Annotated in this window: 24 protein-coding genes; 7 read left to right on the top strand and 17 right to left on the bottom strand. The window is 61.6% G+C overall.

All coding sequences use genetic code 11. From position 1 onward, the window contains the following. Positions 1 to 2 precede the first annotated feature (2 nt). The 3 genes from tatA to tatC are packed head-to-tail and all read left to right on the top strand — an operon-like array spanning position 3 to position 1,418. Positions 3 to 230, top strand: a complete 228-nt coding sequence (gene tatA / locus B5T_RS03100) for a Sec-independent protein translocase subunit TatA (protein WP_014992998.1) — start codon at positions 3 to 5, stop codon at positions 228 to 230. 20 nt (positions 231 to 250) lie between these two features. Beyond that, positions 251 to 646 carry a Sec-independent protein translocase protein TatB gene (gene tatB, locus B5T_RS03095; protein WP_014992997.1) on the top strand — a complete coding sequence of 132 codons (396 nt, stop codon included), beginning with the start codon at positions 251 to 253 and terminating at the stop codon, positions 644 to 646. Next, complete coding sequence (gene tatC, locus B5T_RS03090) at positions 639 to 1,418, top strand: twin-arginine translocase subunit TatC (protein WP_014992996.1); 780 nt, start codon at positions 639 to 641, stop codon at positions 1,416 to 1,418. The genes tatB and tatC overlap by 8 nt, the downstream gene beginning before the upstream one ends. Here tatC and B5T_RS03085 read toward each other — a convergent pair whose 3' ends face one another. The 14 genes from B5T_RS03085 to B5T_RS03020 all read right to left on the bottom strand — a co-directional run bounded on the left by B5T_RS03085 (position 1,419) and on the right by B5T_RS03020 (position 16,516). Then, the gene (locus tag B5T_RS03085) at positions 1,419 to 2,255 is read right to left on the bottom strand and encodes an alpha/beta hydrolase (protein ID WP_014992995.1); all 837 of its coding nucleotides are present in this window, start codon (positions 2,253 to 2,255) and stop codon (positions 1,419 to 1,421) included. It abuts the gene before it with no gap. Beyond that, the gene (locus B5T_RS03080) at positions 2,240 to 4,084 is read right to left on the bottom strand and encodes an Lnb N-terminal periplasmic domain-containing protein (RefSeq protein ID WP_014992994.1); all 1,845 of its coding nucleotides are present in this window, start codon (positions 4,082 to 4,084) and stop codon (positions 2,240 to 2,242) included. The genes B5T_RS03085 and B5T_RS03080 overlap by 16 nt, the downstream gene beginning before the upstream one ends. 71 nt (positions 4,085 to 4,155) lie before the next feature. After that, positions 4,156 to 4,635, bottom strand: a complete 480-nt coding sequence (locus tag B5T_RS03075; protein WP_014992993.1) for a DUF3015 domain-containing protein — start codon at positions 4,633 to 4,635, stop codon at positions 4,156 to 4,158. A gap of 162 nt (positions 4,636 to 4,797) precedes the next feature. Continuing rightward, complete coding sequence (gene dtd, locus B5T_RS03070) at positions 4,798 to 5,235, bottom strand: D-aminoacyl-tRNA deacylase (protein WP_041716778.1); 438 nt, start codon at positions 5,233 to 5,235, stop codon at positions 4,798 to 4,800. Beyond that, entirely contained in the window at positions 5,232 to 6,176 is a 945-nt protein-coding gene (gene pip, locus B5T_RS03065; RefSeq protein ID WP_014992991.1) for a prolyl aminopeptidase, read from the bottom strand. Before pip ends, dtd begins: the two co-directional genes overlap by 4 nt. Positions 6,177 to 6,430: 254 nt before the next feature. Continuing rightward, positions 6,431 to 7,855 (bottom strand): nitrogen regulation protein NR(I), encoded by a 1,425-nt coding sequence (gene glnG, locus B5T_RS03060; RefSeq protein ID WP_014992990.1) that lies wholly within the window; start codon positions 7,853 to 7,855, stop codon positions 6,431 to 6,433. Positions 7,856 to 7,896: 41 nt separating this feature from the next. Next, positions 7,897 to 8,982: a nitrogen regulation protein NR(II) gene (gene glnL / locus B5T_RS03055; protein ID WP_269147539.1), complete on the bottom strand. Its 1,086-nt coding sequence runs from the start codon at positions 8,980 to 8,982 to the stop codon at positions 7,897 to 7,899. A 186-nt stretch (positions 8,983 to 9,168) separates the two neighbouring features. Continuing rightward, complete coding sequence (locus tag B5T_RS22170) at positions 9,169 to 9,879, bottom strand: DUF4124 domain-containing protein (RefSeq protein ID WP_014992988.1); 711 nt, start codon at positions 9,877 to 9,879, stop codon at positions 9,169 to 9,171. A gap of 424 nt (positions 9,880 to 10,303) precedes the next feature. Beyond that, positions 10,304 to 11,710, bottom strand: a complete 1,407-nt coding sequence (gene glnA, locus B5T_RS03045; RefSeq protein WP_014992987.1) for a glutamate--ammonia ligase — start codon at positions 11,708 to 11,710, stop codon at positions 10,304 to 10,306. 223 nt (positions 11,711 to 11,933) lie between these two features. Then, a complete protein-coding gene (locus B5T_RS03040) occupies positions 11,934 to 12,176 on the bottom strand; it encodes a sulfurtransferase TusA family protein (RefSeq protein WP_014992986.1) in 243 nt (80 codons plus the stop codon). Positions 12,177 to 12,178: 2 nt separating this feature from the next. Further along, a complete protein-coding gene (locus B5T_RS03035) occupies positions 12,179 to 13,276 on the bottom strand; it encodes a tRNA (5-methylaminomethyl-2-thiouridylate)-methyltransferase (RefSeq protein ID WP_014992985.1) in 1,098 nt (365 codons plus the stop codon). A 114-nt stretch (positions 13,277 to 13,390) separates the two neighbouring features. After that, complete coding sequence (locus tag B5T_RS03030) at positions 13,391 to 14,389, bottom strand: alpha-L-glutamate ligase-like protein (RefSeq protein ID WP_014992984.1); 999 nt, start codon at positions 14,387 to 14,389, stop codon at positions 13,391 to 13,393. Beyond that, positions 14,390 to 15,931, bottom strand: a complete 1,542-nt coding sequence (locus B5T_RS03025) for an inactive transglutaminase family protein (RefSeq protein WP_041716775.1) — start codon at positions 15,929 to 15,931, stop codon at positions 14,390 to 14,392. 9 nt (positions 15,932 to 15,940) lie between these two features. Further along, positions 15,941 to 16,516: an ATP-dependent zinc protease family protein gene (locus B5T_RS03020; RefSeq protein ID WP_014992982.1), complete on the bottom strand. Its 576-nt coding sequence runs from the start codon at positions 16,514 to 16,516 to the stop codon at positions 15,941 to 15,943. A gap of 401 nt (positions 16,517 to 16,917) precedes the next feature. Here B5T_RS03020 and typA point away from each other — a divergent pair, with 401 nt between their 5' ends. From typA to trmL, 3 genes are all read left to right on the top strand, one after another. Continuing rightward, positions 16,918 to 18,726: a translational GTPase TypA gene (gene typA / locus B5T_RS03015; RefSeq protein WP_014992981.1), complete on the top strand. Its 1,809-nt coding sequence runs from the start codon at positions 16,918 to 16,920 to the stop codon at positions 18,724 to 18,726. 213 nt (positions 18,727 to 18,939) lie between these two features. Beyond that, positions 18,940 to 19,854, top strand: a complete 915-nt coding sequence (locus B5T_RS03010; protein ID WP_014992980.1) for a peptidoglycan-binding domain-containing protein — start codon at positions 18,940 to 18,942, stop codon at positions 19,852 to 19,854. Between the two features lie 112 nt (positions 19,855 to 19,966). After that, on the top strand, positions 19,967 to 20,437 hold the full coding sequence (gene trmL, locus B5T_RS03005; protein WP_014992979.1) for a tRNA (uridine(34)/cytosine(34)/5-carboxymethylaminomethyluridine(34)-2'-O)-methyltransferase TrmL: 471 nt from the start codon (positions 19,967 to 19,969) through the stop codon (positions 20,435 to 20,437). A gap of 41 nt (positions 20,438 to 20,478) precedes the next feature. On the opposite strand, the gene secB is transcribed toward trmL, so the two are convergent. Genes secB through B5T_RS02990 form a run of 3 tightly spaced genes read right to left on the bottom strand, consistent with a single transcriptional unit; the run spans position 20,479 to position 21,676 of the window. Beyond that, positions 20,479 to 20,946 (bottom strand): protein-export chaperone SecB, encoded by a 468-nt coding sequence (secB, locus tag B5T_RS03000; RefSeq protein ID WP_051015439.1) that lies wholly within the window; start codon positions 20,944 to 20,946, stop codon positions 20,479 to 20,481. A 42-nt stretch (positions 20,947 to 20,988) separates the two neighbouring features. Continuing rightward, entirely contained in the window at positions 20,989 to 21,243 is a 255-nt protein-coding gene (grxC, locus tag B5T_RS02995; protein WP_014992977.1) for a glutaredoxin 3, read from the bottom strand. A gap of 16 nt (positions 21,244 to 21,259) precedes the next feature. Continuing rightward, a complete protein-coding gene (locus B5T_RS02990; RefSeq protein WP_014992976.1) occupies positions 21,260 to 21,676 on the bottom strand; it encodes a rhodanese-like domain-containing protein in 417 nt (138 codons plus the stop codon). Between the two features lie 74 nt (positions 21,677 to 21,750). Here B5T_RS02990 and B5T_RS23710 point away from each other — a divergent pair, with 74 nt between their 5' ends. Continuing rightward, complete coding sequence (locus B5T_RS23710; RefSeq protein WP_014992975.1) at positions 21,751 to 22,935, top strand: murein hydrolase activator EnvC family protein; 1,185 nt, start codon at positions 21,751 to 21,753, stop codon at positions 22,933 to 22,935. Positions 22,936 to 22,973 lie beyond the last annotated feature (38 nt).

Genomic DNA, 22,973 nt, shown 5'->3' with positions numbered 1-22,973 from the left:
TCATGTTTTCCGGTATCAGTATTTGGCAATTGCTCATCGTCCTGGCCATCGTGGTTCTGCTGTTCGGAACCAAGAAGCTGCGCAACATCGGTAACGATCTCGGCGGCGCGGTCAAGGGCTTCAAGGACTCCATGCGTGACGGAGAAAATGAGCAGGACCCGCAACGTCTGGCTGACGAGCAGAGCGAGACCACCCAGGAACAGAAAGAAAAGGACAAGGATCAGGTCTGACCTGAGCGGAGCCGCTACCTATGTTCGATGTCGGCTTTTCCGAGCTGCTGCTGATTTTTGTCATCGCCCTGGTGGTGCTGGGTCCCGAGCGCCTGCCGAAAGCGGCCCGTACCCTGGGCTACTGGGTCGGCCGTGCCCGTTCCACCTTCAATAACCTGCGCAACGAGCTGGAACGTGAAGCGTTGAACATGGACATGCGCGAGCGCATGGAAAAACAGATGCGGGAAATGGGGCTGGACGAAGACAGCATCCGCAAGGCCAAGGACAGCCTGCTGTCCCCACACGAAGTGGCCGAAGCCCGGCGCAAGCCGGAGCCCTCCCCGGAGAGCGAAGCCAATCTGAGCGCTCCGGATGACACTCCCGCCTCTTCCGAGCGCCCCCCTTCCAGCCCGGCGGAGAACAAACCCAATGAATGACGAGCACCACGGCGATACCGCGCAACCGCTGGTCGCTCACCTTCTGGAACTGCGTAACCGCCTGCTGCGGGCAGTGGTGGCGGTTCTAGTGGTGTTCCTGTGTCTGTTTTATTTTTCCCGGGAACTGTACACGCTGATCGCCGCGCCCCTCATGCAGGCAATGCCCGAGGGCACCCACATGATCGCCACCGGCGTGGCCGCGCCCTTCCTGGCACCGTTCAAGCTGACGCTGTATCTGAGCATCTTCGTGGCGGTCCCGGTCATCCTGCATCAGGCCTGGGCCTTCGTGGCTCCGGGGCTCTACCGCCATGAAAAACGGCTGGCGATCCCGTTACTGCTGAGCAGCGTGCTGCTGTTCTACGCCGGCGCCGCTTTCGCCTACTTCGTGGTCTTCCCGCTGATGTTCCAGTTCTTCACTTCGGTGGCCCCGGAAGGCGTGTCCGTATCCACCGACATCAGCAGCTATCTGGATTTCGTGCTGGCGCTGTTTCTGGCTTTCGGTGTCGCCTTCGAGTTGCCCATCGCCATCGTCCTGCTGATCGCCTCCGGCGCCACCACCACCGCCAAGCTGTCCTCCTCACGGGCCTATGTGGTGGTGGCTTGTTTTGTGCTTGGCATGCTGCTGACGCCACCGGATATTATCAGCCAGACCCTTCTGGCGATCCCGATGTGGCTGTTGTTTGAGGTGGGTCTGATCTTCGGCCGTTTCATCGAGAAGGAAAAGGCGCAGCGGGAAGAGGAAGACGACAGCGTTTCCGCCAAGGACGAGTGATCAGCGCCCCAGACACGCCTTGTTGCGCAGGAAATCGACGATCCGGGCGCGAACCGCCGGATCCCTCGTTCCCTGACCATGGCCGCCGCGCAGCGGCTGAAACAGCTTCGGCGCCTCGGCGGCGTGGTACAGGCGCTCGCCCTGCGCATAGGGGATCACCGGATCTTCCCGGCTGTGCAGGATCAGTAACGGGCGCGGTGCCAAAGCGGCAATGTTGTTTTCCGGATCCCAGTCGCGCGGTGGCAACGTCGGCACCACCAACCATTGCAACGGCCACAGCAACCAGCTGCGCCCCATTACATCCTTGGCAATGTCCCGATAGCTGGCGAAGGTGCCCTCGAACACCACGCACTGGACCTTGTCCTCATTGGCCGGCCGCGCCAGCACCCGGGTTCCCATGGCCGCCCCAAGACTCTGACCAAACAGAATAATCGGTTGACCCTCGGCACGCCCGGAAGCCACCAGCCAGTCGAGCCCCAGCTGGATGTCATCGAACACCTCCGGCAACTCGGCGGAACCTTCCGACAAGCCATAGCCCCGGTAGTCCAGTAGCAGCACATTGAAACCCTGCTCCGGCATCCATTGCACGTTGGCCAGATGAGTGCTGATGTTCTCGCCATTACCGTGCAGGTAATAGACGGTGGCGATGCTGTCTCCACGGGCCGGCAGCCACCAGGCGTGCAGACGCAACCCGTCCGGCTGGATCAGAATCACGTCCTCATAATCCAGTCCCTGACGGGCCGGATTCTGCGCCCAGGGTTTCATCGGATAGAAGAACACGCCGCTGCATCCGCTCACCAGCAACGGCACCAACAGCAGCATCAGTCGTAATACCATCGCCACTCCAGATTGAAACCGGTGTCGCTGTCACCACGCCAGCCTTCGCGTTCCAGGGAGGCGCGCAGACCATGCTGACGCCCCAGCGCGTAGTGAGCGCTGAGCCGGGAACGATGCCGGTATTCGTCGTTGGTAAAGTAATGCCCGGCACTGCTGAGTTGCCACTGCCAGGCGCCGGTGTTGTAAAGCAACCCGGCCTCGGCGCCCCCGCCCGGAGTAATCCAGGTGCTGAAAGCGCTGTTGTTTTCCGCCCGGGCGCTGAGCAGCATATAGGGTTGCCAGCCCTGCCAGCGCCAGCTGAGGCCGGCACCGCCCTGAACATACCGGGTCAGCCTGCGCCCTTGCGCCCAGGCCCGTTCCAGCCCACCTTCCACATACCAGCTCAACGGCTTGGAGAAAGTGTCCCGGGGGCTCAGCGAGCGAATACTGACTAGGTCCAGACGTTCCAGTTTCACCGCCTGACTTTCAGTACTGCGCAAGGTAACCCCCAGCCCCTCGATCTGCGCGCCGTCAAGAAAGCCTCGGCGGTTATCCAGCAGGTCATGGTAGGTCATCCGCCAGGTGAGCTGACCGTAATCGTCCGCGCCCCATTGGCCGCCGGAGACGCCCAGCATTTTGGTGCCATGCCCCTCTTCCGGGGGGCGCTGCGGCTGCACCCGAGGCGGTGTCGCCGTCGGCAGGCGGCTCATCAGGCCCAGCAAGGCGAAGGAGCGCTTGGCCACGTCCTCGGTACGTTCCTCCTTGCGATGGATAAACCGTACATGGCGGTAAGCGGTTTGCGCCATCAGCGCCTGCCGCGGCGGCGGGTAGGCCTGAAATTCCGCGCTTTGCGCCAAATCCGGATCATCGGCGAGACGGCGGGAGAGGCGCCGTTCCGCCACCGTCATCTCCGCCACCAGGGCTTCCAGCTCCTGCGCCTTGGACGGTCGATAATGGCGCTGTTCGATCAGGTCCTTATCGTCCAGAGCCCGCACCGTATTGACCGGCAGTTCGGCGAACCGCCATTTGTCCAGCAAGCCGGTGCCAGGCCGGGCCACTTCCACCAGTTCCAGCAGCCGGAACGAGCAATTCTCGTCGAAAAAGTAATAGTCGAAATTGATGTCCTTGAGTTCCCACAAATGCTCAATAACCCAATCAATCTCTTCCTGATTCAGGGTCAGGTCGTACTCCCAGATGTCCCGGTTTTCCATGTGGGAGTATTCCTGGATTTTCTGCACATAGGGCACCAGGGTGAAGCGCCCTGGATAGCCCCCGGCCAGGCCACGGTATATGTAGAACAGGGAGTTGTCCTGCTCCGAGGTCATGGCGCCGAAATTGACCGCCCAGGACAGCCAGACCGTCCCGTCGCCGGTCTGATCCAGCCGTAACAAGGTGTGGCCGAACATGGAAGAAGGGCTGTTCAGGTAGGCGGCGGGAAAGACCAGCACGGCCCGGTTCGCCTGAACCGATTGGCGCCATTCCATATACTCGTCGCAATGAGCGAAAGGCGCACTCTCCTGCCAACCACTCTCTTCCCAACCCAAGTGCTCGGCAAAAAAGCGATAGCGGGCAGGGAAACGGCAACGCTCCGGCGCCTGTGCCGGCCGCAATGCCTCAATGGAGGCATTCAGTTCCGCCAGCGGATCATCCTTGCCGGTGTCGGAGAGGAAAAAATTATCGTCGTCCACATAGCTGCGGTGGCGATCACGAAGGGTGGCGCCCGGATTAATATGCAGCAAGGCCTGCCAGCGCGGCTCCCGGGCAAGGTGCTCCCGGCTTTGCGCGGCGGCAACGGTATCGGACAGGATCAGGAACAGGCCCGCGAGGGCGCACAGAACTCCAGTGCGCATGGCACATCCTGGCAGGAAAAAAGAAAAGCGTGAAACGAGGGCCCCGCCGAAGCAGCGGGGCCGTCAAGCACTTATACGTACTTGGCCAGTTGTTGGTCCTGGCTCATTACCATATTGATTTGCTGCATCACTTCCGCGGCAGTAACGTCCTGGCTCGGGAAGATGGAGGCAAAGTTCTGATGCATAAGGCTGTTGAAGTGAGCGCGATCCGACGCGTCCACACCGATGGAAACAGACAGCGCGGTCAGAGCTTCACCTTCACCCACCGCCATGTCCTGGGCCACTTCTTCCATCACGCCGTTCATACCCAGCAGACTTTCACCGCTGTAGGTCAGAGCACCGTTGGTGTCACAACCGTTGGTGCCGGAAGTCATACCGAAAGTCGCGTTACCGGAGGTACCGTTGAAAGTGGTGGCCAGAATGTGCATCGGCAGGCCGGATTTGCCTTCGAACAACAGGTTACCCCAACCACAGCCCGGGCCACCCGGAGCCACGGCGTGAGCGGAGAAGGAAGCACCCATCAGTGCAGCAGCAAGAAGCGTTTTTTTCATCTTTGATCTCCTGATATTTTTTACCATCGTCCCTAAGGAACTTGCCTTGGCCCCCATCGACGATCCCCGGGAGCATGCAAATCATCATAAACCAGGGGTTTCCCATTGCAATACGGGTGTCACGTAAAAAAGGTCCATTTACAAAACGCAACCTGACCGGGATCACAGCTCCAGAAGAAAAGTCACCGGCCCATCGTTGACTAAATGCACCTGCATGTCGGCGCCGAAGCGGCCGGTGGCCACCGGTACCTGGTGAGCCCGCAAGGCTTCGACGAACGCCTGGTACAGGCGCAATCCCAGCTCCGGTTCCGCGGCGCCGGAAAAGCCGGGCCGACGCCCTTTGCGGGTATCCGCCGCCAGGGTGAACTGGGAGACCGCCAGTACCTCTCCGGCCACATCGCGGACATCCCGATTCATCTTGCCCTCCGCATCGGCGAACACCCGGTAACCAACCAGCCGTTCCGCCAGCCGCCGGGCCGTGTCAGGCTCATCCCCCCGCTCCACACCGACGAACACCAGCAGACCCTGTCCAATACAGCCGATATTTTCCCCCGCCACTTCCACACGGGCTTCGCGCACTCGTTGCAACAACACTTTCACGCCAGCCCCCCGCGCTGTTCCAGACGATGCACCGCGGCAATCAGCGCCTCCCCAATCCCCGCCTCACTGGTGGCATGGCCGGCGCCGGGCACCCAGCGCAGGCGACTGTCCGGCAGTGTCTGATGCAACAACCACGCTTGCTCCGGCGGACACACCAGATCATAGCTGCCGTGCACGATCTCCACCGGGCAGTACAACCGAGCGCAGCGCGGCAGTAACGGTTCCGGCAAGAAGCCCTCGTGCACGAAGTAGTGGGTTTCGAGTCTGGCCATGGGCCAGGCATGATCGTCCACGTCCACACCGGTCAGCGGTATCAGGGTGGACAAATGGGTTTCCCAACGAGTCCACTCCCGAGCCAGCCGCATGCCCTCCTCGTTCTGGTCTTCACACGCGGCGAGCGCGGCATGATAACGGGCCAGCACCGTGCCTTCCCCGGCCGGCAAGGCCTCCACCAACCGCTGCCATTGCTCGGGGCGATAGCGGGCGGCACCGTGCTCGGTATAAAGCCAGTCCATGTCTTGCCGCCGGCACAGGAAGACGCCCCGCAACACCAGTGACGCCACCCGCTCGCCATGCTCCAGAGCATAGCTGAGAGCCAGCGTGCTGCCCCAGGATCCTCCCATCACCACCTGCCAGCGGGACACGCCCAGATGCTGGCGAATGCGTTCGATGTCGTCGACCAGGTGCGCCAGGGTATTGTGGTTAGTGCCGGCGCGGGGACGGCTCTTGCCGGCGCCGCGCTGGTCATGGATCACGATGCGGTAATGACGCGGGTCAAACAATCGACGCAGCAACGGCGAGCTGCCGCCACCGGGGCCGCCGTGGAGCACCACCACCGGTACGCCGTCCGGATTGCCGCATTGTTCCAGATAGAGCTCATGGCCGTCGCCGACGGCCAGATACTCGTGATGAAAGGGTTCGAGGGGAGGATACAGCGCCATGGTGATCTTCTTGCCGAGGTGCGCTCCAGCATAAGGGTTGCGGAAACGAGCGCAAGACGCAGGCAAAGCTTCACGACCCAGGCCGCTTCCCACCGAAGGTTTTACGAAGCCGCCGTAGGAGCTTGCCTTGCAAGCGAATGGGCTCTCGGCCAAAAAGATTCGCTTGCAAGGCAAGCTCCTACAGCGGCTTCGTAGCGACCTCGGAATTCGTGCCTGCAAGGCACGGCTGAGGGCTTAGAGTGTGCAGCCCCTGGTCAATCCTCGCCGCTGAACTCCGCTTCCATGTCCAACTCCTTGATCTTGCGGGTCAGGGTATTGCGCCCCCATCCCAACAACGCCGCCGCGTCACGTTTACGGCCGCCGGTATGCTGCAGCGCCACTTCGATCATGGTGCGTTCGAACACCGGCACCGCCTGATCGAGAATCGCCCGATCACCCTGGGCAAGCGCCCGGTCCGCCCACTGACGCAGGGATTTCTGCCAGTCGCCGCCGCCTTCGGCAGGCCGGCCCACGGACTGACGCAGTTCCGGCGGCAGATCGTCCACCAGCACTTCCCGGCCGGACGCCATCACCGTCAGCCACCGGCAAGTGTTTTCCAACTGCCGCACGTTGCCCTGCCAGGGCAGCGCCGCCAGATACTTTTCGGTGTCCTTGTGCAGCACCTTGGGTTCCACGCCCAGCTCGCTGGCGGCCCGTTGCAGGAAGTACCCGGCCAGCTGCGGGATGTCTTCCCGGCGCTCCGCCAGCTTCGGAATATGGATGCGAATGACATTGAGGCGGTGGAACAGATCCTCGCGGAAATCACCTTCGCGCACCAATCGTTCCAGGTCCTGGTGGGTGGCGGCGATGATGCGCACGTCCACATGAATCGGAGTGGTACCACCGACCCGGTAGAATTCGTTCTCCTGCAGCACCCGCAACAGCCGCGTCTGGGCCTCCAGCGGCATGTCGCCGATCTCATCCAGAAACAGGGTGCCACCGTTGGACTGTTCAAAGCGGCCCACCCGCTGGGCATTGGCGCCGGTGAACGCGCCCTTTTCATGGCCGAACAATTCGGATTCGATCAAATCCTTGGGAATCGCCGCCATGTTCAACGCCACGAACGGCTTTTCCCGGCGCATGGAATGACGGTGCAGCGCCCGCGCCACCAATTCCTTACCGGTGCCCGACTGGCCGTTGATCAACACGGTGACATTGGAGTGGCTGAGCCGGCCGATGGCGCGAAACACTTCCTGCATGGCCGGCGCTTCACCGATGATCTCGGTGGGGGTTTCCTCGTTGGCCACCACCGCTTCACCGCGGGCCTCCTGGCGGTGCTTGATGGCCCGCTTCACCAGCGCCACCGCCTCGTCCACGTCGAACGGCTTGGGCAGATACTCGAACGCGCCGCCCTGATAGGACGCCACCGCCGAATCCAGATCCGAGTGCGCGGTCATGATGATGACCGGCAGATCCGGGTGCTTGCGCTGCAGGATCTTGAGCATGCGCAACCCGTCGGTACCGGGCATGCGCACGTCGGAAATCAGCACATCCGGTTCCCGGGTGCCTTCTTCCAGGGTATTGAGGGCCTCATCCGCATCCTCGAAACAGGCCAGTTGAAACCCCTCCTGGCTGAGCGCCTTCTCCAGCACCCAGCGGATGGAACGGTCATCGTCGATCACCCATATGGTCGAGGTCATGCCTGTGCTCTCCCTACATCATCGGGCCACCGGCCGGCCTGTCAGGCCGAATCCGAGGTGGCGCTGTTCGCTTCCGGTAATTCCATGGGCAGCAGCAAACTGAACAGGGTCCGGCCCGGTTCGCTGTCGCATTCAATCAGCCCCTGGTGTTGGCTGATAATGGATTGGGCGATGGACAAACCCAGACCGGAGCCATTGGCTCGGCCACTGACCATGGGATAAAAGAGGGTTTCCCGTAACTCTTCGGGGATCCCCGGGCCGTTATCTTCAATATCCACCCGCAACACCAGACGGTGGCGGGTGGAGCCGATGGTGAATTGCCGCAATACCCGGGTGCGCAGGAGGACCTGCGCGTCCTCGGTACCGGATTCCAGCAACGCCTGGATGGCGTTGCGCATCAGATTCAGCAGCACCTGGATCAGCTGATCGCGGTCGGCGGGAATGTCCGGCAGACTGACATCGTAGTCGCGCAGGATCCGCACCCCCTGGGGGTATTCCGCCAGCAACAGTTGACGCACATGCTCCAGGCATTCGTGCACGTTCACATCGGCGAACGCCGGCGGTTTACGCGGCCCGAGCATGCGATCCGCCACCGAGCGCAGGCGGTCCGCCTCGTCGATGATCACCCGCGTGTACTCGGCCAGATCCGCACTGGGCAAAGCACGCTCCAGCAGTTGCGCGGCGCCGCGGATCCCACCCAGCGGATTCTTGATTTCGTGTGCCACGCCCCGCACCAGTGCGCGGGTGGCCTGATGCGCGTGCACCAGGGCCTCCTCGCGGCTGATTTTGAGCATACGGTCGAGCCCCTGCATTTCCACCAGCAGCGCCATCGGATAGCCGGGCTCCTGCAACGGTGTAATGCTGTAATCCACCGTCACCTGCACCCCGGGGGCCACCTCCAGCTTCGCCTCCCGGCGCGTAAAGGGGTTACCGTCCTCGATGCACTGCTTTAGTGCGCCATGGGCATTGCCGTCATCACGGAAATAGTCCGGCAGCACCTGCCCGATGATCCGGCTGGCACTGGTGGACAACATAATCTCCGCCGCCGGGTTGAGGTAGCAAACCCGCAACTCATCATCCAGCAGCATCACCGCGGTGCGCAGGTGATCCAGCAAGCGTTTGTGCATTACCTTCTCGGTCTTCATGATTCGGCCCATAACGGGGCATAAGCAATTATCAGGCCACCCGCCAGAACCATCGGGATGAGGCAAACCGGGCACTGCTGGAGGGCGTCGAACGGCCAGACGGCCAGAATCAGTGTAGCCAGTACACAGGAGGGATGCACCGACTTGGTGCGAATCAGAAAAAAGGGGTCAGGAATCGGGCTTAACGGTTTGAGCGCGGGTGGCGGGCTGCCCGACGGAGGCCGGTGAACCGGCCTTCGCGCCGCTTCCGAGGGCGCTGCCAGAGCCCGGACTGGCGGCGCCCCCTCGCTGGGCAGCCTGCCCGATCCCGGCCCTTCCGCTGGGCGCGGGCGCCCGACCACTTTGCAACCGGCTGGTGCGATGCACATGCACGGTGACCGCGGCGGAGCGCTTAAGCTCCTTGCCTTGCTGATCCAGCACACGCGCCACCAGCACATGGCTACCCCGTTCCGGATCCCGCAGCGCGGTTCCGGACAGGGGCTTGCCATTATCCAGAATCTCCAGCCGGTGCCCGGCCTGCAGAGCCGGTTCCAACGCCACCTCCACACTGATCGCCCCCTCCGGATTGCGCACGGTGGCATTCGGCTGCGGGGAAACGATCGCCAGACGCTGGTAGCCCCCGAAGACCGGCTGCGACGACTCAGGCGGCTCGGCCGACGGCCGGGCCCGTTGCGGCCCCGGCACGGTATTGGTGGGGCCGATGCGGACCGCCTCGGCATCGCGGCCCTCCGGCGGTGCGTCGGTGAACGTTACGTTGCCGTGTTCATCGACACTACGGAAGATCGTCTCGCCTCGGGTTTCCGGCACAGCATCGGCCCGCGCCGAGACAGCGGCGCAGACACCCATAAAAGTGATCAATAGAACGGTTGTGGTTTTCATACGGTCCTTCTCCCCCCAAGAGACACGACTTTGATTCTGACCGCACCGGAACGGGGAGAAAAGGGTCTGGGGCACACTAGAGGAACAACGGTGGTGGAGGCTCCATCGGGGAGGCGGGTCTGCACGGAGACCTTTCGGAACAGGAGCCCACATGACCCATTCCACCGTGGTTCCTCCGGCGGTTAGAAGGACACCCTGCTTTCCGGCCACCTCGAAGCTGAGCCGCGTTACGCCTTTGCGGGATCCTGTCGAACAGGGACGTTCGACCGGAAGCCTACAGGGACGTATTCACGGCGTTCCCGTAAAGGCGTAACGCGGCTCAGCTGTCCATGATGGAGGGTAATGCCGGTTCCCAATTCCGTGATGAACCACAAAAAAGGCCCCGCCGAAGCGAGGCCTTGCAACTGCCGGGAACTTGGGATTCTTAGCAGCTGTAGTACATGTCGAACTCAACCGGGTGCGGGGTCATGTTCAGACGCTCGATCTCTTCACGCTTGAGCTGGATGTAACCGTCCAGCATATCCTTGGTGAACACGTCACCGGCCATCAGGAACTCATAGTCCGCTTCCAGGCAATCCAGAGCCATGGTCAGGGTATGAGCCACGGTCGGGATACCCTCGGCTTCCTCGGCCGGCAGATCGTACAGATCCTTATCCATGGCATCGCCCGGGTGCATCTTGTTCCTGATGCCGTCCAGGCCGGCCATCAGCAGGGCGGCGAAACACAGGTACGGGTTGGCGGACGGATCCGGGAAGCGCGCCTCGATACGACGGGCTTTCGGGCTGTTCACCCACGGAATCCGGATGGAAGCGGAACGGTTACGGGCGGAGTACGCCAGCATTACCGGTGCTTCGAAACCGGGCACCAGACGCTTGTAGGAGTTGGTGGAACCGTTGGTGAAGGCGTTGATGGCGCGAGCGTGCTTGATGATACCGCCGATGAAGTACAGGGCTTCCTCGGACAGTCCCGCGTAGCTGTCGCCGGCAAACAGGTTCTTGCCGTCTTTGGCCAGGGACACGTGCACGTGCATACCGGAACCGTTGTCACCGATCAGCGGCTTGGGCATGAAGGTGGCGGTTTTACCGTAAGCGTGCGCCACGTTGTGGACGCAGTACTTCAGGATCTGAACTTCGTCGGCCTTGGCGGTCAGGGTGTTGGCGCCAACACCGATTTCGCACTGGCCGGCGGTGCCCACTTCATGGTGGTGCACTTCGATTTCCAGGCCCATCTGCTCCATGGCGGCGCACATGGCGGCGCGCAGGTCGTGCAGGGAATCCACCGGTGGTACCGGGAAGTAGCCGCCTTTCACGCCCGGACGGTGACCGATGTTGTTCTTCTCGAACTCATCGGCGGACACCCAGGCCGCTTCTTCGGAGTAGATGTTGTACATGGCGCCGGACATGTCGGACTTCCACTGTACGGAATCAAACACGAAGAATTCCGGCTCCGGACCGAACAGAGCGCTGTCGGCAATACCGGTGGACTTCAGGTATTCCTCGGCGCGCTGAGCCACGGAACGGGGATCGCGCTCGTAGCCCTGCATGGTGGAGGGCTCGACGATGGTGCAACGCAGGTTCAGGGTGGTGACGTCGGTGAACGGATCGACCACCGCGGAACTGTCGTCCGGCATCATGATCATGTCGGACTCGTTGATACCTTTCCAGCCAGCGATGGAAGAACCATCGAACATCTTGCCGTCCTGGAAGAAGTCTTCGTCCACTTCCGAACTCGGGATGGTGACGTGCTGCTCCTTACCCCGGCTATCGGTAAAACGCAGATCGACCCACTTCACGTCGTTATCTTTGATCAGCTTCAGCGTCTTTTCAGACATTGTAGAACGTCCTCCTGGAACGGGTATGTGTCTGGCATTCAGTGGTATCGGCGGGCCGACCACTCGAAGCCGCTATTCTCGGGCACTCGGCCCCGCATGCCAATAGGAGAGCAAATTACGTGCCAGCCCTTTTTTAGCGCATCCGGGCCGTAACGCCCCGAAATCGGCCGGCATATTGGGGCAGGAAGCACCAATATCGTGCACAATCAACAAAAGTGCACCATTAAAGTGCAATGGACGGCTCTCCAATCTCGAGCGTCACCCTCACCTCATGGCCCTCTTCCCGGGTTTCCAGCACCGCATGCCCATTGATCCGGCACCAGGCGGGAATGTCGTTGAGCGCCCCCGGGTCGGTGCAGATCACCGTCAGGGTATCGCCTTGCTGGAGTGTGTTCACTTGATTCTGGGTTTTGATCACCGGCATCGGACACAGCAGCCGGCGGGCGTCCAGTTCGTGATGGCTCATGGTTACACCATCCATTCCGGCGAAACCTGATCCGGCGTCGCCGGCCGCACTGGCAACTGACGGACCACGCCGCTGGGATCGCGTACTTCCACCACCACCTCGTCATCGGTTCGCCCTTTGGAATAACGGGCGACGATAGCGGCCGCCTGGCGTAGTTCGTGGTCGGACTCCAGCTTGCCGTCGATCAGAGCCAGCGGTCCCGGGCAGCTCGACGTGGTGATGCTGGTGAACTGATATCGATAGCCTTCCAGGAAGCGATTCTCCCCCTCCTCGCGGCTGATGATCAGCTTGTAGTGCGGCGCCGGGCGGATATGCCGCCCGACCTTCAGCAGCATGATGTCATCCAGTTCGTAACGGCGTTCGTTACGAGCCTGCCACAGATCCGCCAGCTTGCGCGAATAGGACTCATCGGTAAGGAAGCAGCAGCCGCCGGCGGGCTGGGCGAAGTCATCCAGGCCAAAGCGCTTGGCCAGCGCCATTTGCGGCTTGCGGTTACGGCCGGAAAAGTCGTGCAATTGGCTGCGATCCACCCAGCCTTCCCGTTCCGGCAGGGTCTCCGGCAGGTTCTTGGCGCTGAGCGGACGCAACAGGCGATCATCGGCACCGGATTCGCGGCTGATGATCGGCATGGTTTCCTTGCGCTGGCTCTTGGGACGCTGCCCCACCACCTCACCGGTGATGATGAAGTCGAACCCCTTCTCGCCAGCCAGTTCCCGAGCCTTGTTCAGCATCAGGGTGGCCTTGTTGACCATGAAAATCTTGCAGTCCAGGCAGGGGTTCAGATTGGCGCCATAGCCGTGTTTCGGATTGAGCACCACATCCTTGTACTCTTCCGAAATATCCACGATATGCAGTTTGATACCCAACTGCTCGGCGACCCAAAGCGCATTGTTACGCTTGTTTTTGTCCTTGTCCTTTTTGCGGATGGCGTGAGTATGGCCTTCCACACAGAAGCCGGTGAAGAAATTCACCCCTTCGACGTGGATGCCTTGTTCCTGCATGACTTTCACCGCCAGCATGGAGTCCAGGCCGCCGGAAACCAGGGCGATGGCGCGTCGTTGCAGCGGTCGTTGCAGCGTTTGAGGGGCTGACTCGGTCATAGGGCGGCTCGCGTGCCGGTCAAAAAGTGGGCGACGGAGTATAGCAAACCCGACCCGGGTAACACTATCCGCGCCGTCCGGCGTTTTCTTCAACGCCGTGCCGAGACAAGGCGGTTATTCCGTGATCGTATCCGGCGGCTCCGGGGTCGCCACCGCGAAATGGTGTTTGGCGAACACGACCCTTTGCTCCACCGGCTCCTCGCCCTCATCCTTGCCGCGCTGTTCCAGATGGCGCTCAACGATACCGCAGCGACGCAACAGTCCATCGTCATTGGCGATCTGGATATTGAGGCCGGGACGGGCATTGAGCTCCAGCATCATCGGTCCCTTGTGCTTGTCCAGCACCAGGTCCACGCCAAGATACCCCAGCCCGGTCAGGTCATAGCAGCGTGCCGCCAGCGCCAGACACTCCTCCCAATCCGGAATGGTGACGCCCGCCACCGGATGCGCAGTATCGGGATGGCGGTCGATTTTCAGATTGTGCCAGGTACCAGACAGGGTCACCCCGGTGGCAATGTCCACGCCCACGCCAATGGCGCCCTGGTGCAGGTTGGCCTTGCCGTCGGACTGCCGGGTGGGCAGACGCAGCATGGCGAACACCGGGTAGCCCTTGAGCACGATGATGCGCACATCCGGCACCCCGCCGATGCTGATGCGGTCAAACAAGTCGGTGGAACGGACCCGGTATTCAATCAGCGCGCGGTCGCGATGGCCGCCCAGGGAATAGATACCGGAAATGATCCCGGAAATGTGAAATTCCATCTCTTCGGGGCTGACCATGCGACCGGAGACCGTGCGGTAATAACCCTCGAAGCGATCGGAGATGACCATAATGCCGTCACCGCCGGCCCCCTGAGAGGGTTTGATGACGAAATCCCCATGGGTTTCCACGATCTCCGCCACCTTGCCGATGCCCTGCTCGGTCTCGATGATGCCGTACATATCCGGCGCCCGGATACCCGCGTCCAACGCCAGCTTCTTGGTGCGGATTTTGTCGTCCACCAGCGGGTACAAACGGCGATCATTGTAACGCAGCACATAATCGCCGTTACGCTGGTTGATGCCCATCACGCCGCGCCGCCGCAGAGCACGCCAGGTTTTTACCCCGAACATTCAACGCCCCTCTTCGGTCATGGCCCGGAAGCGGACCAGTTCAGAGAGCCGGTAGCCGCGGTAGTGCCCCATGAATACCATGAACGCCGCCAATATCAGGAGGATGCCCGGGAAGGTGAACACCAGATAGACCAGCGGGCGCCACACCATCAACAAGTGACAGAGAATCGCCACCACCAAGGTACCGATGGCTACTTTCATGGACTGCGGTCCGCCCCGCTCTTCCCAGACAATGGACATCCGCTCGATCACCATGGTCAGAATCACCATCGGGAACAGCGCCACCGACAGCCCCACTTCCAGGCCCAGCTTGTAGCTGAACAAGCTGATCAGCCCGATCAGGATCACCACGAAGGTCAGCACCACCGACAACCGTGCCATCAACTGCAACTTGAGATGTTCCAGATACGATCGCAACGACAGGCCGATGGTGGTGATGAAAGTGAACAGAAGCACCCCCCAAACCACCTGAGTCTCACGGAACGCCAGGGCGATCAGTACCGGGGTGAAAGTACCGAGGGTCTCCACGCCAATCAGGCTGCGCATCAACAGCACCAGCAGCACCCCCACCGGAATCATGATCAGGATCCGGTGGAGCTGTTGTACCGGTAGCGGCAAATCATAGAGCGAGAAATCGATGAAGCTGGAAACGTCCTGGGAACTCAGCGTCTGCGCCAATTGCAGAGCGCTCATTTCATTCTGGTGAACGCTGAACTTCACCTCCGCGTTGCGGCCACCATCCAGGCTGTACAGGGGCGCCTGTCCACTCCACCACACCAGACGGTCCTCCGGCAGCCCCTGCTGACCGGTATTGGGGTTGAAATACAGCCAGGCATCGCCGTTGTAGGAACGCAACCATAACTCCGGCTGCTGATTCTGCACCTCGGACAGACGCAGGGTGTACACCGGCTCCGCCGGGATGTGCGCCACCGCCAGCAGCAGATCCACCACCCGGGCCCGGTTCTCCGGCGCCATGTTCCCACCCAGCAACAACCGGACATTATCGTTGTCGTCGCGGCTATTGACCCGTTTGATGGTCTCGCTGATGAAGGTTTCGATGTCCGCGGAATGCTGGCGAATCGGTGCCAGCAGGGCGTCGGCGGCCACTTTTTCCGCCCCGGACAGCGTCGGGCTGGGGCGGAATTGCGGCCCGGGTTCCTTCGCCTGACCGCCGGGCTCGGCGAAACGGGGGGTGATCAGCAATCGGTAATACAGGCTCTGCCGCCCCTCCACCCGACGGCTGGACCAGGTCACCAACCGGTTGCCACCCTCACGGCTGACGTTGACGCCATAGTTATTGGAGATAAAGCTTTCATTCAGCGTGGTGAAACCACTGTCCAGTGGTGGCACGAACATTCGCACCTTCACCGGGTGGTTACCCCTGGCCTGAAACTGGACCTGAGCATCCACCACCCAGACCGGATCGGTTTCACTTTCGGTAACCGGCACTTTCTGAATCAGAATCTGGTAGGCCATGCTGCCTATGCCCAGAACCAACAATGCCACGGCCAGCAGCCGCGCGTGCAGTTTCACAGAACCCATGTTCCAGCCTTATTCGGTTTCTTCGGCCGCCAAGCCGACGGTGTCTTCCCTGGAGCAGGATGGCGCACCCCCGCTCATGGATTGTGCCGGGTCCACCAGAGCCCCCAGCGAAACCAGCGCCTCGGATCCCACCAGCAGCGGGAACCGGAAGTCACTGCGATCGGTCAGATTGACGTCCACCTGCCGGGCCCGGTCACGGACACACAGCGTCAATTCCACCACCGGACGGCGGCTGTAGCCCGGCGCCCCGTCGATCTGGTTTTCGGCACGGCGTTTGATACGCACATGTTTGGACAGTGGCAGTTCAAGCGTGCGCCACTGATCCTGCTCCAGCCCGATTTTCTCGCGCTGCTCTGGCACCATCCACAGATCAAAGGATACCCAATCCTGTCCATCCCGCTTGAAAGTCCGGATTTGCCGGGCACTGAGCGAAGCGGACTGGGCTCCGGTGTCCAGTTTAGCGGGCAGCGCGATACCCAGCTCTTCGATCATGATCTCTTCGTTGAGGCCCAGAATGATCTTTCCGGGGTCCTCGCCGTCGGCGACGGCCTTGATGGGCAGGGCCAGACAAAACGCTATCGCCACTGCATACCTTATGCCGCACGCACACCCAAACCGCATATAGCGAATACCTTCCTTGTCCAGAACCACATTGGAGAAATGCCACCACGAGCAGGCTGATATGCCAATCCGGGCAGCCCGGGAAGCCAGGGAGGCTCGAAACGGATCGTCATCGACGGGCAGTGTATGACCGGTACGACCCCGTTTGGTTGCGCCATTCTAGGCGAATGCGCACTACCTTGAAGCAACAACCGCAAAATCGTGAACCGGGTCGCATTCTCTCATAGCCCGCGGGCGCCGCCCACTGTCACCGGCGGTTAGCCATACGCCCGACAAGACGGTGGCTTCGGTAGCCAAGGGGACTGTACAATGCGCTCCCGCCGTGGCCCCGCCACGGCCTTATTACTCGCTTCGGAGCCTGTTTCGTGATTGAACGTCTGCGCAATATCGCCATCATCGCCCACGTTGACCACGGCAAGACCACCCTGGTGGACAAGCTGTTGCAACAGTCGGGCACACTGGGAGACCGCGCCGGCGACGTCGAGCGGGTAATGGACTCCAACGACCTGGAGAAGGAACGAGGCATCACCATCCTCTCCAAGAACACCGCCCTTAAATACGGCGACTACCGTATCAATATCGTCGACACCCCTGGCCACGCCGACTTCGGTGGCGAGGTGGAGCGCGTCATGTCGATGGTGGACTCGGTGCTGCTGCTGGTGGACGCGGTGGACGGCCCCATGCCGCAGACCCGCTTCGTGACCCAGAAAGCGTTCGCCGCCGGCCTCAAGCCGATCGTGGTGATCAACAAGATCGACCGCCCCGGCGCCCGCCCGGACTGGGTCATGGATCAGGTGTTCGATCTGTTCGACAATCTCGGCGCCAGCGACGAGCAGCTGGACTTCCCGGTGGTGTACGCCTCCGCCCTGAACGGCATCGCCGGCCAGGAGCCGGATCAGATGGCGGAAGACATGACCCCGCTGTTCCAGACCATCATCGACCGGGTGCCGGCACCGGAAGTGGATGCCGACGGCCCGTTCCAGATGCAGATTTCCTCGCTGGACTACAACAGCTACCTGGGCGTGATCGGCATCGGTCGTATCAAGCGTGGCCAGGTAAAAGCCAACTCGCAGGTGAAGATCATCGATCGCGAGGGCAAGGTACGTAACGGCCGGATACTGCAGATCATGGGGCACCATGGTCTGGAGCGGGTGGATGTCAGCGAGGCCGGCGCCGGCGATATTGTCTGTGTCACCGGCATGGACCCGCTGGATATTTCCGACACCCTGTGCGACCCGAACAATGTCGAGGCCCTGCCACCGCTGACCGTGGACGAGCCCACCGTGAGCATGGTGTTCCACGTTAACACCTCGCCGTTCGCCGGCCAGGACGGCAAGTTCGTCACCAGCCGCCAGATTCGTGAGCGCCTGGAGGCGGAGCTCAAGCACAACGTAGCCCTGCGCGTGGAAGAAACTGGCAGCGCCGACCAGTTCCGTGTCTCCGGCCGTGGCGAACTGCACCTGTCGGTACTGATCGAGAACATGCGCCGCGAAGGCTTCGAGCTGGCCGTGGGCCGCCCGCAAGTGATCGTGCGCGAAGTGGACGGCCAGAAGCAGGAGCCTTACGAGAATGTAATGGCCGACGTGGAAGAACAGCACCAGGGCGCGATCATGGAACACCTGGGCCTGCGCCGCGCCGAGATGACCAACATGGAGCCCGATGGCAAAGGCCGTGTACGCCTGACCTTCGTCGTGCCCAGCCGCGGCCTGATCGGCTTCCGCAGTCTGTTCCTGACACTCACCTCCGGCACCGGCATCCTCAACAGCACCTTCAGTCACTACGGTGAGTACAAACCCGGCGACATGGCCCAGCGCAACAATGGCGTGCTGGTCTCCATGGTCAAGGGCAAGGTGCTGGCGTTCGCCCTGTTCAATCTGCAGGAGCGTGGCCGCATGCTGATCGACCCCAACGTGGAAGTTTACGAAGGCCAATTGATTGGTATCCACAGCCGGGGCAATGACCTGGTGGTGAACCCCACCAAGGGCAAGCAGCTCACCAACATGCGCGCCTCCGGCACCGACGAGAACGTGATTCTCACCCCGCCGGTGCGCTTCAGCCTGGAACAGGCCCTGGACTTCATCGAGGACGATGAGCTGGTGGAGGTCACCCCGCACTATCTGCGCCTGCGCAAGAAATTGCTTACCGAAACCGAGCGCAAGCGCGCCAGTCGTTAAAATCCCGCCTCAGAGCCAGTCCTTAGCGCCGCTCCATTTTTTGGGGCGGCGCCGATTTTAAGCAATTATTTTCGCCCGCATATGCACTAAAACCAGTCTGTTTTTAGGCTTTTGGTGAACGTTCTGTAAAAAAGCCCCCGCATGGATATCGACGGCAAAAGAATCCCCCTAATGTCTTTAATTCCACATGGAGGAATCAAGGGGAACGAGACGATGAAACCCTCTCTTTTACTTTTGCCGCTTGCCGCCGCCCTTCTGGCCACCGGCTGTGCCAGCCAACAAACCACCACCATGGACAGCAGCGCCGACAACCAACGTCTGCAACAACTGGAGCAGGAAAACCAGCAACTACGCGCCCAATTGGGCAATGAGCAGCCCGCGCCCGCATCTCAGGCCCCCGATCTGCTGCCACCGAACGCCAAACCCGGACACTGTTACGCCCGAGTGGTGATTCCGGAAACCTATAAAACGGAAATGGAACGGGTCATGGTGTCGGCGGAAGACACCAAACTCACCACCACTCCCGCTCGTTATGAAACCGTGCAGGAACGGGTGCTGGTGAGAGAAGCCACCACCAAGCTGATCACCAAGCCGGCGGAATACCGCACGGTCTCCGAACAGGTGCTGGTGCGTCCCGCCTACACCACCTGGAAAAAAGGCCGCGGCCCGATCGAGCGAATCGACCAGGCCACCGGCGAGATCATGTGTCTGGTGGAAGTGCCGGCGGAATACAAAACCGTCCAGCGCAAGGAGCTGGTGCAGCCGGAACGGGTGGAGGAAGTCGCCATCCCCGCCGAATACAAGACCATCGAAGTGGTCAAGCAGGTGGCACCACCGCAGACTCACAAACAGGTTATTCCCGCTCAATACCGGGATGTTCCGAAGCAGGTGAAAGTCACCAACGCCGACATGGAATGGCGTGAAATCCTGTGCGAAACCAACACCACTCCGGACGTGGTCCGCCGTCTGCAACAGGCGCTCAAGAACGAAGGCTACGATCCGACCTGGGTGGATGGCGTTTATGGCAGCCGCACCCGGGCCGCCGTCATCGCCTATCAGAAGGACAATAATCTGCCTTCCGGTCAGTTGACCATGCGCACCCTCAACGAACTGGGCGTGAAACTCTGACCTCACCGCCCACGGCGGGCCCCGCCCGCCGTGGCCTCCCCTGTCTTTTTGCCCGCATAGCCGCCGGACACGCTATACTCCCTCCCCCTTCCGGCTTCCTTGTGCCCCTCAAATGCTGCACGTTGCCCTGTACCAACCGGAAATCCCGCCGAACACCGGCAATATCATTCGCCTCGCCGCCAATACCGGCGCCGGGCTGCATCTGATCGAGCCGCTCGGTTTCAGTCTGGATGAAAAGCGCCTGCGGCGCGCGGGGCTGGACTATTCGGAATGGGCGAGAGTGACCGTGCACCCGGATTTCGAGGCCTTCCTGGCCGCCATGGCCGGGGCTCGCCTGTTCGCTCTGACCACCAAGGGCCACACCACACCCAGTGACACCCGGTTCGAGGACGGCGATGTGCTGCTGTTCGGCCCGGAAACCCGGGGATTGCCCGCGGAGATCCTGGACCGGCTGGCGCCGGCGCAACGGCTGCGGCTGCCGATGGTGGCCGACAGCCGCAGTCTCAACCTGAGCAACGCGGTGGCGGTAACCCTCTACGAGGCCTGGCGCCAGTTGGGGTACCCGGGCGCGGTGACAGGCTGATCGCGGCTGGTGAGCCGCGATGTCATCCGTCAGTATCGTCTTTACTGAACCGTCACGCTCTCGTTGCCTTCCGCCTGCTGTTGACGCTGTTGCTGGTACAGAGCGTCGAAGTTCAGCGGCTGCAATACCATCTGCGGGAAAGACGCCTTGGACACCAGATCCGACACCACTTCGCGCACGTAAGGGAACAGCAGATTGGGGCAATAAGCGCCGAGCAGCTGATTACGCTCCTCGTCTTCGATACCGACCAGAGTGAAGATGCCGGCCTGTTTTACTTCCACCAGATAAAAGGTTTTCTCTTCCCCTTCATCCTTGGCGGTCACGGTCACCGTCACTTCCACCTCGTACTCGTTGGAGTCACCGAGCCGGCGGGCATTGTTGTTCAACTGAACATTGACCTTCGGCTTCCACTCCTGCAGGAAAATCTCGGGCGCGCCCGGGCACTCGAAGGAAGCGTCCTTCAGGTACACGCGCTGCAGTTGAAATACTTTTTCCTGTTGATCCGCCATCATTATCTCCATGGTTTGCAAGGCCGCCCCCGGCGACCCGTGTTATTCGGCAAGCAAGGCATCCAGCTTGCCCGCCCGTTCCAGGGCGTAAAGTTCATCGCAGCCCCCCACATGGTGCGGCCCGATCCAGATTTGCGGCACGGTACGCCGGCCGCTGCGTTCCATCATCTCCTGGCGTCCTCCGGCAACACGATCCACATCGATTTCATGAAGCCGCGCCGCCTTCGACACCAACAAACTTTTGGCCCGCCGGCAGAAAGGACACCACGAGGTGGTGTACATTGTCACCTCGGCCATACTGCCACCTCGGCCATCAGGCCTTCACCACCGGCAGGTTATCATTGCGCCAGGCGTTGATGCCGCCCTGAATGCGGTAAAGGTTGGGAATCCCCTTGCCACGCAGCTGACGCCCCAGGTGTGACGACTGATTGCCCATTTTGCAGGCCAGAATCACGGGACGGTCCTTATAGGCCTGTAGCTGCGAAAGCTGATCCATGACCTGCCCGGAGGGGATATTGACACTACCAGCGATGTGGCCGGCGCGGAACTCCTCGCCGTCACGCAGGTCGATGATCACGCCGTTTTGCTGGTTGATCAGATTGGTGGCCAATTGCGGACTGATGGGCTTGCCCCCACGCCGGGACTCAATCGTGAAGAAAACAGCCCACAACAGAAAGAAGGCGGAGACCAGAAGATAATGGTTGCTGGCAAACTCGATCAAACGATCCATGGTTGCGTTCCTGCCGAGGTAAAATCGGCGCCAAGTATACACATCGGGGGCCGGTTACGGTAAAACCCGCTGCCATGAGACGTCTTTTTCCCCTGCTCCTGCTGTTGAGCCTGGTTGCCCGGGCGGACGATCCGTCCGCCAAGCAACTGGAAGCCCTGAAGGAGCGCATCCGCGAGCTGACCTCGGCTCAGAATCAGGACCTGGAGCGCCGCGACGACCTGCAGGCGAAGCTGCGTGATACCGAAAAACGCATCGGTACCCTGGGCCGTGAACAACGCCACCTGGACCGGGAGGTCCAGGACGCCGAGCAACGTCTGGCCGAGACCGAACAGCGCCAGGCCGAACTGGCGGCGGAGAAGAAGGTTCAATTGTCGTGGCTGGCCCGCACCGTGCGGACCAGCTACCAGGCCGGCCGGGAGGAGCGCATCAAGCTGCTGCTCAACCAGGAGGAGCCGGAACGGGTAGCCCGGCTGCTACGCTACCAGGAATATTTCCAGCGCGCGCGGCGGGATCGCCTGGTCAACCTGGAAGGGGAACTGGTCGATCTGCGCCAGGTGGCCCGGGAAGTGGCCGATGCCCGCGCCGACCTGCTGGACCGGCGCACCGCCCTGGCCCGACATCGCCAGGAACTGGAGGCCGCCGGGCACGAACGGGAGAAGGCACTGGCCGCCCTTGGCCAGTCGTTGGAGAACCGCGGTGGCCAGTTGAGCAGCCTGCGCGCGGATCAACAGCGCCTGGAACGTCTGCTGGAGCAAATGCGCCAGGCGGCCGAACAGGCGGCACGGGAGAACCCGCCAAGCGGCCCGAGCCGGCCGGCCGCAAGCGGCGGCACCCCCTTCGGCAAGCTGGCGGGCGGTCTGCCCTGGCCGGTGCACGGGCCGCTGCTGACCAGCTACAACAGCCGTCGCGAAGGCGAACTGCGCTGGACCGGGGTCATTCTGGGTGTGGACGAAGGCACGCCGGTGCAGGCCGTGCATCCCGGGCGGGTGGTGTTCGCCGACTGGTTGCGCGGCTTCGGTCTGCTCATCATTCTCGATCATGGCGACGGTTACCTGACGCTCTACGGCTATAATCAAAGCCTGCTGCGCCAGGTCGGCGACCAGGTCGCCACCGGCGATGTGCTGTCCCTGGCGGGCCGTTCCGGCGGCAATAGCCGCAGCGCTCTGTACTTCGAAATCCGCCACCGTGGCAAGGCGGTGAACCCGGCGCGCTGGTGCGACCGCCGTGTTACACTGCCGCCCATTGCTCGTAACAACTGATCGCCGTAACAACTGATCACCCGCGCCAACTGACGCCA

The sequence above is a fragment of the Alloalcanivorax dieselolei B5 genome, assembly GCF_000300005.1.
Taxonomy (GTDB): domain Bacteria; phylum Pseudomonadota; class Gammaproteobacteria; order Pseudomonadales; family Alcanivoracaceae; genus Alloalcanivorax; species Alloalcanivorax dieselolei.
This window is presented reverse-complemented; position numbering and strand designations above follow the sequence as displayed.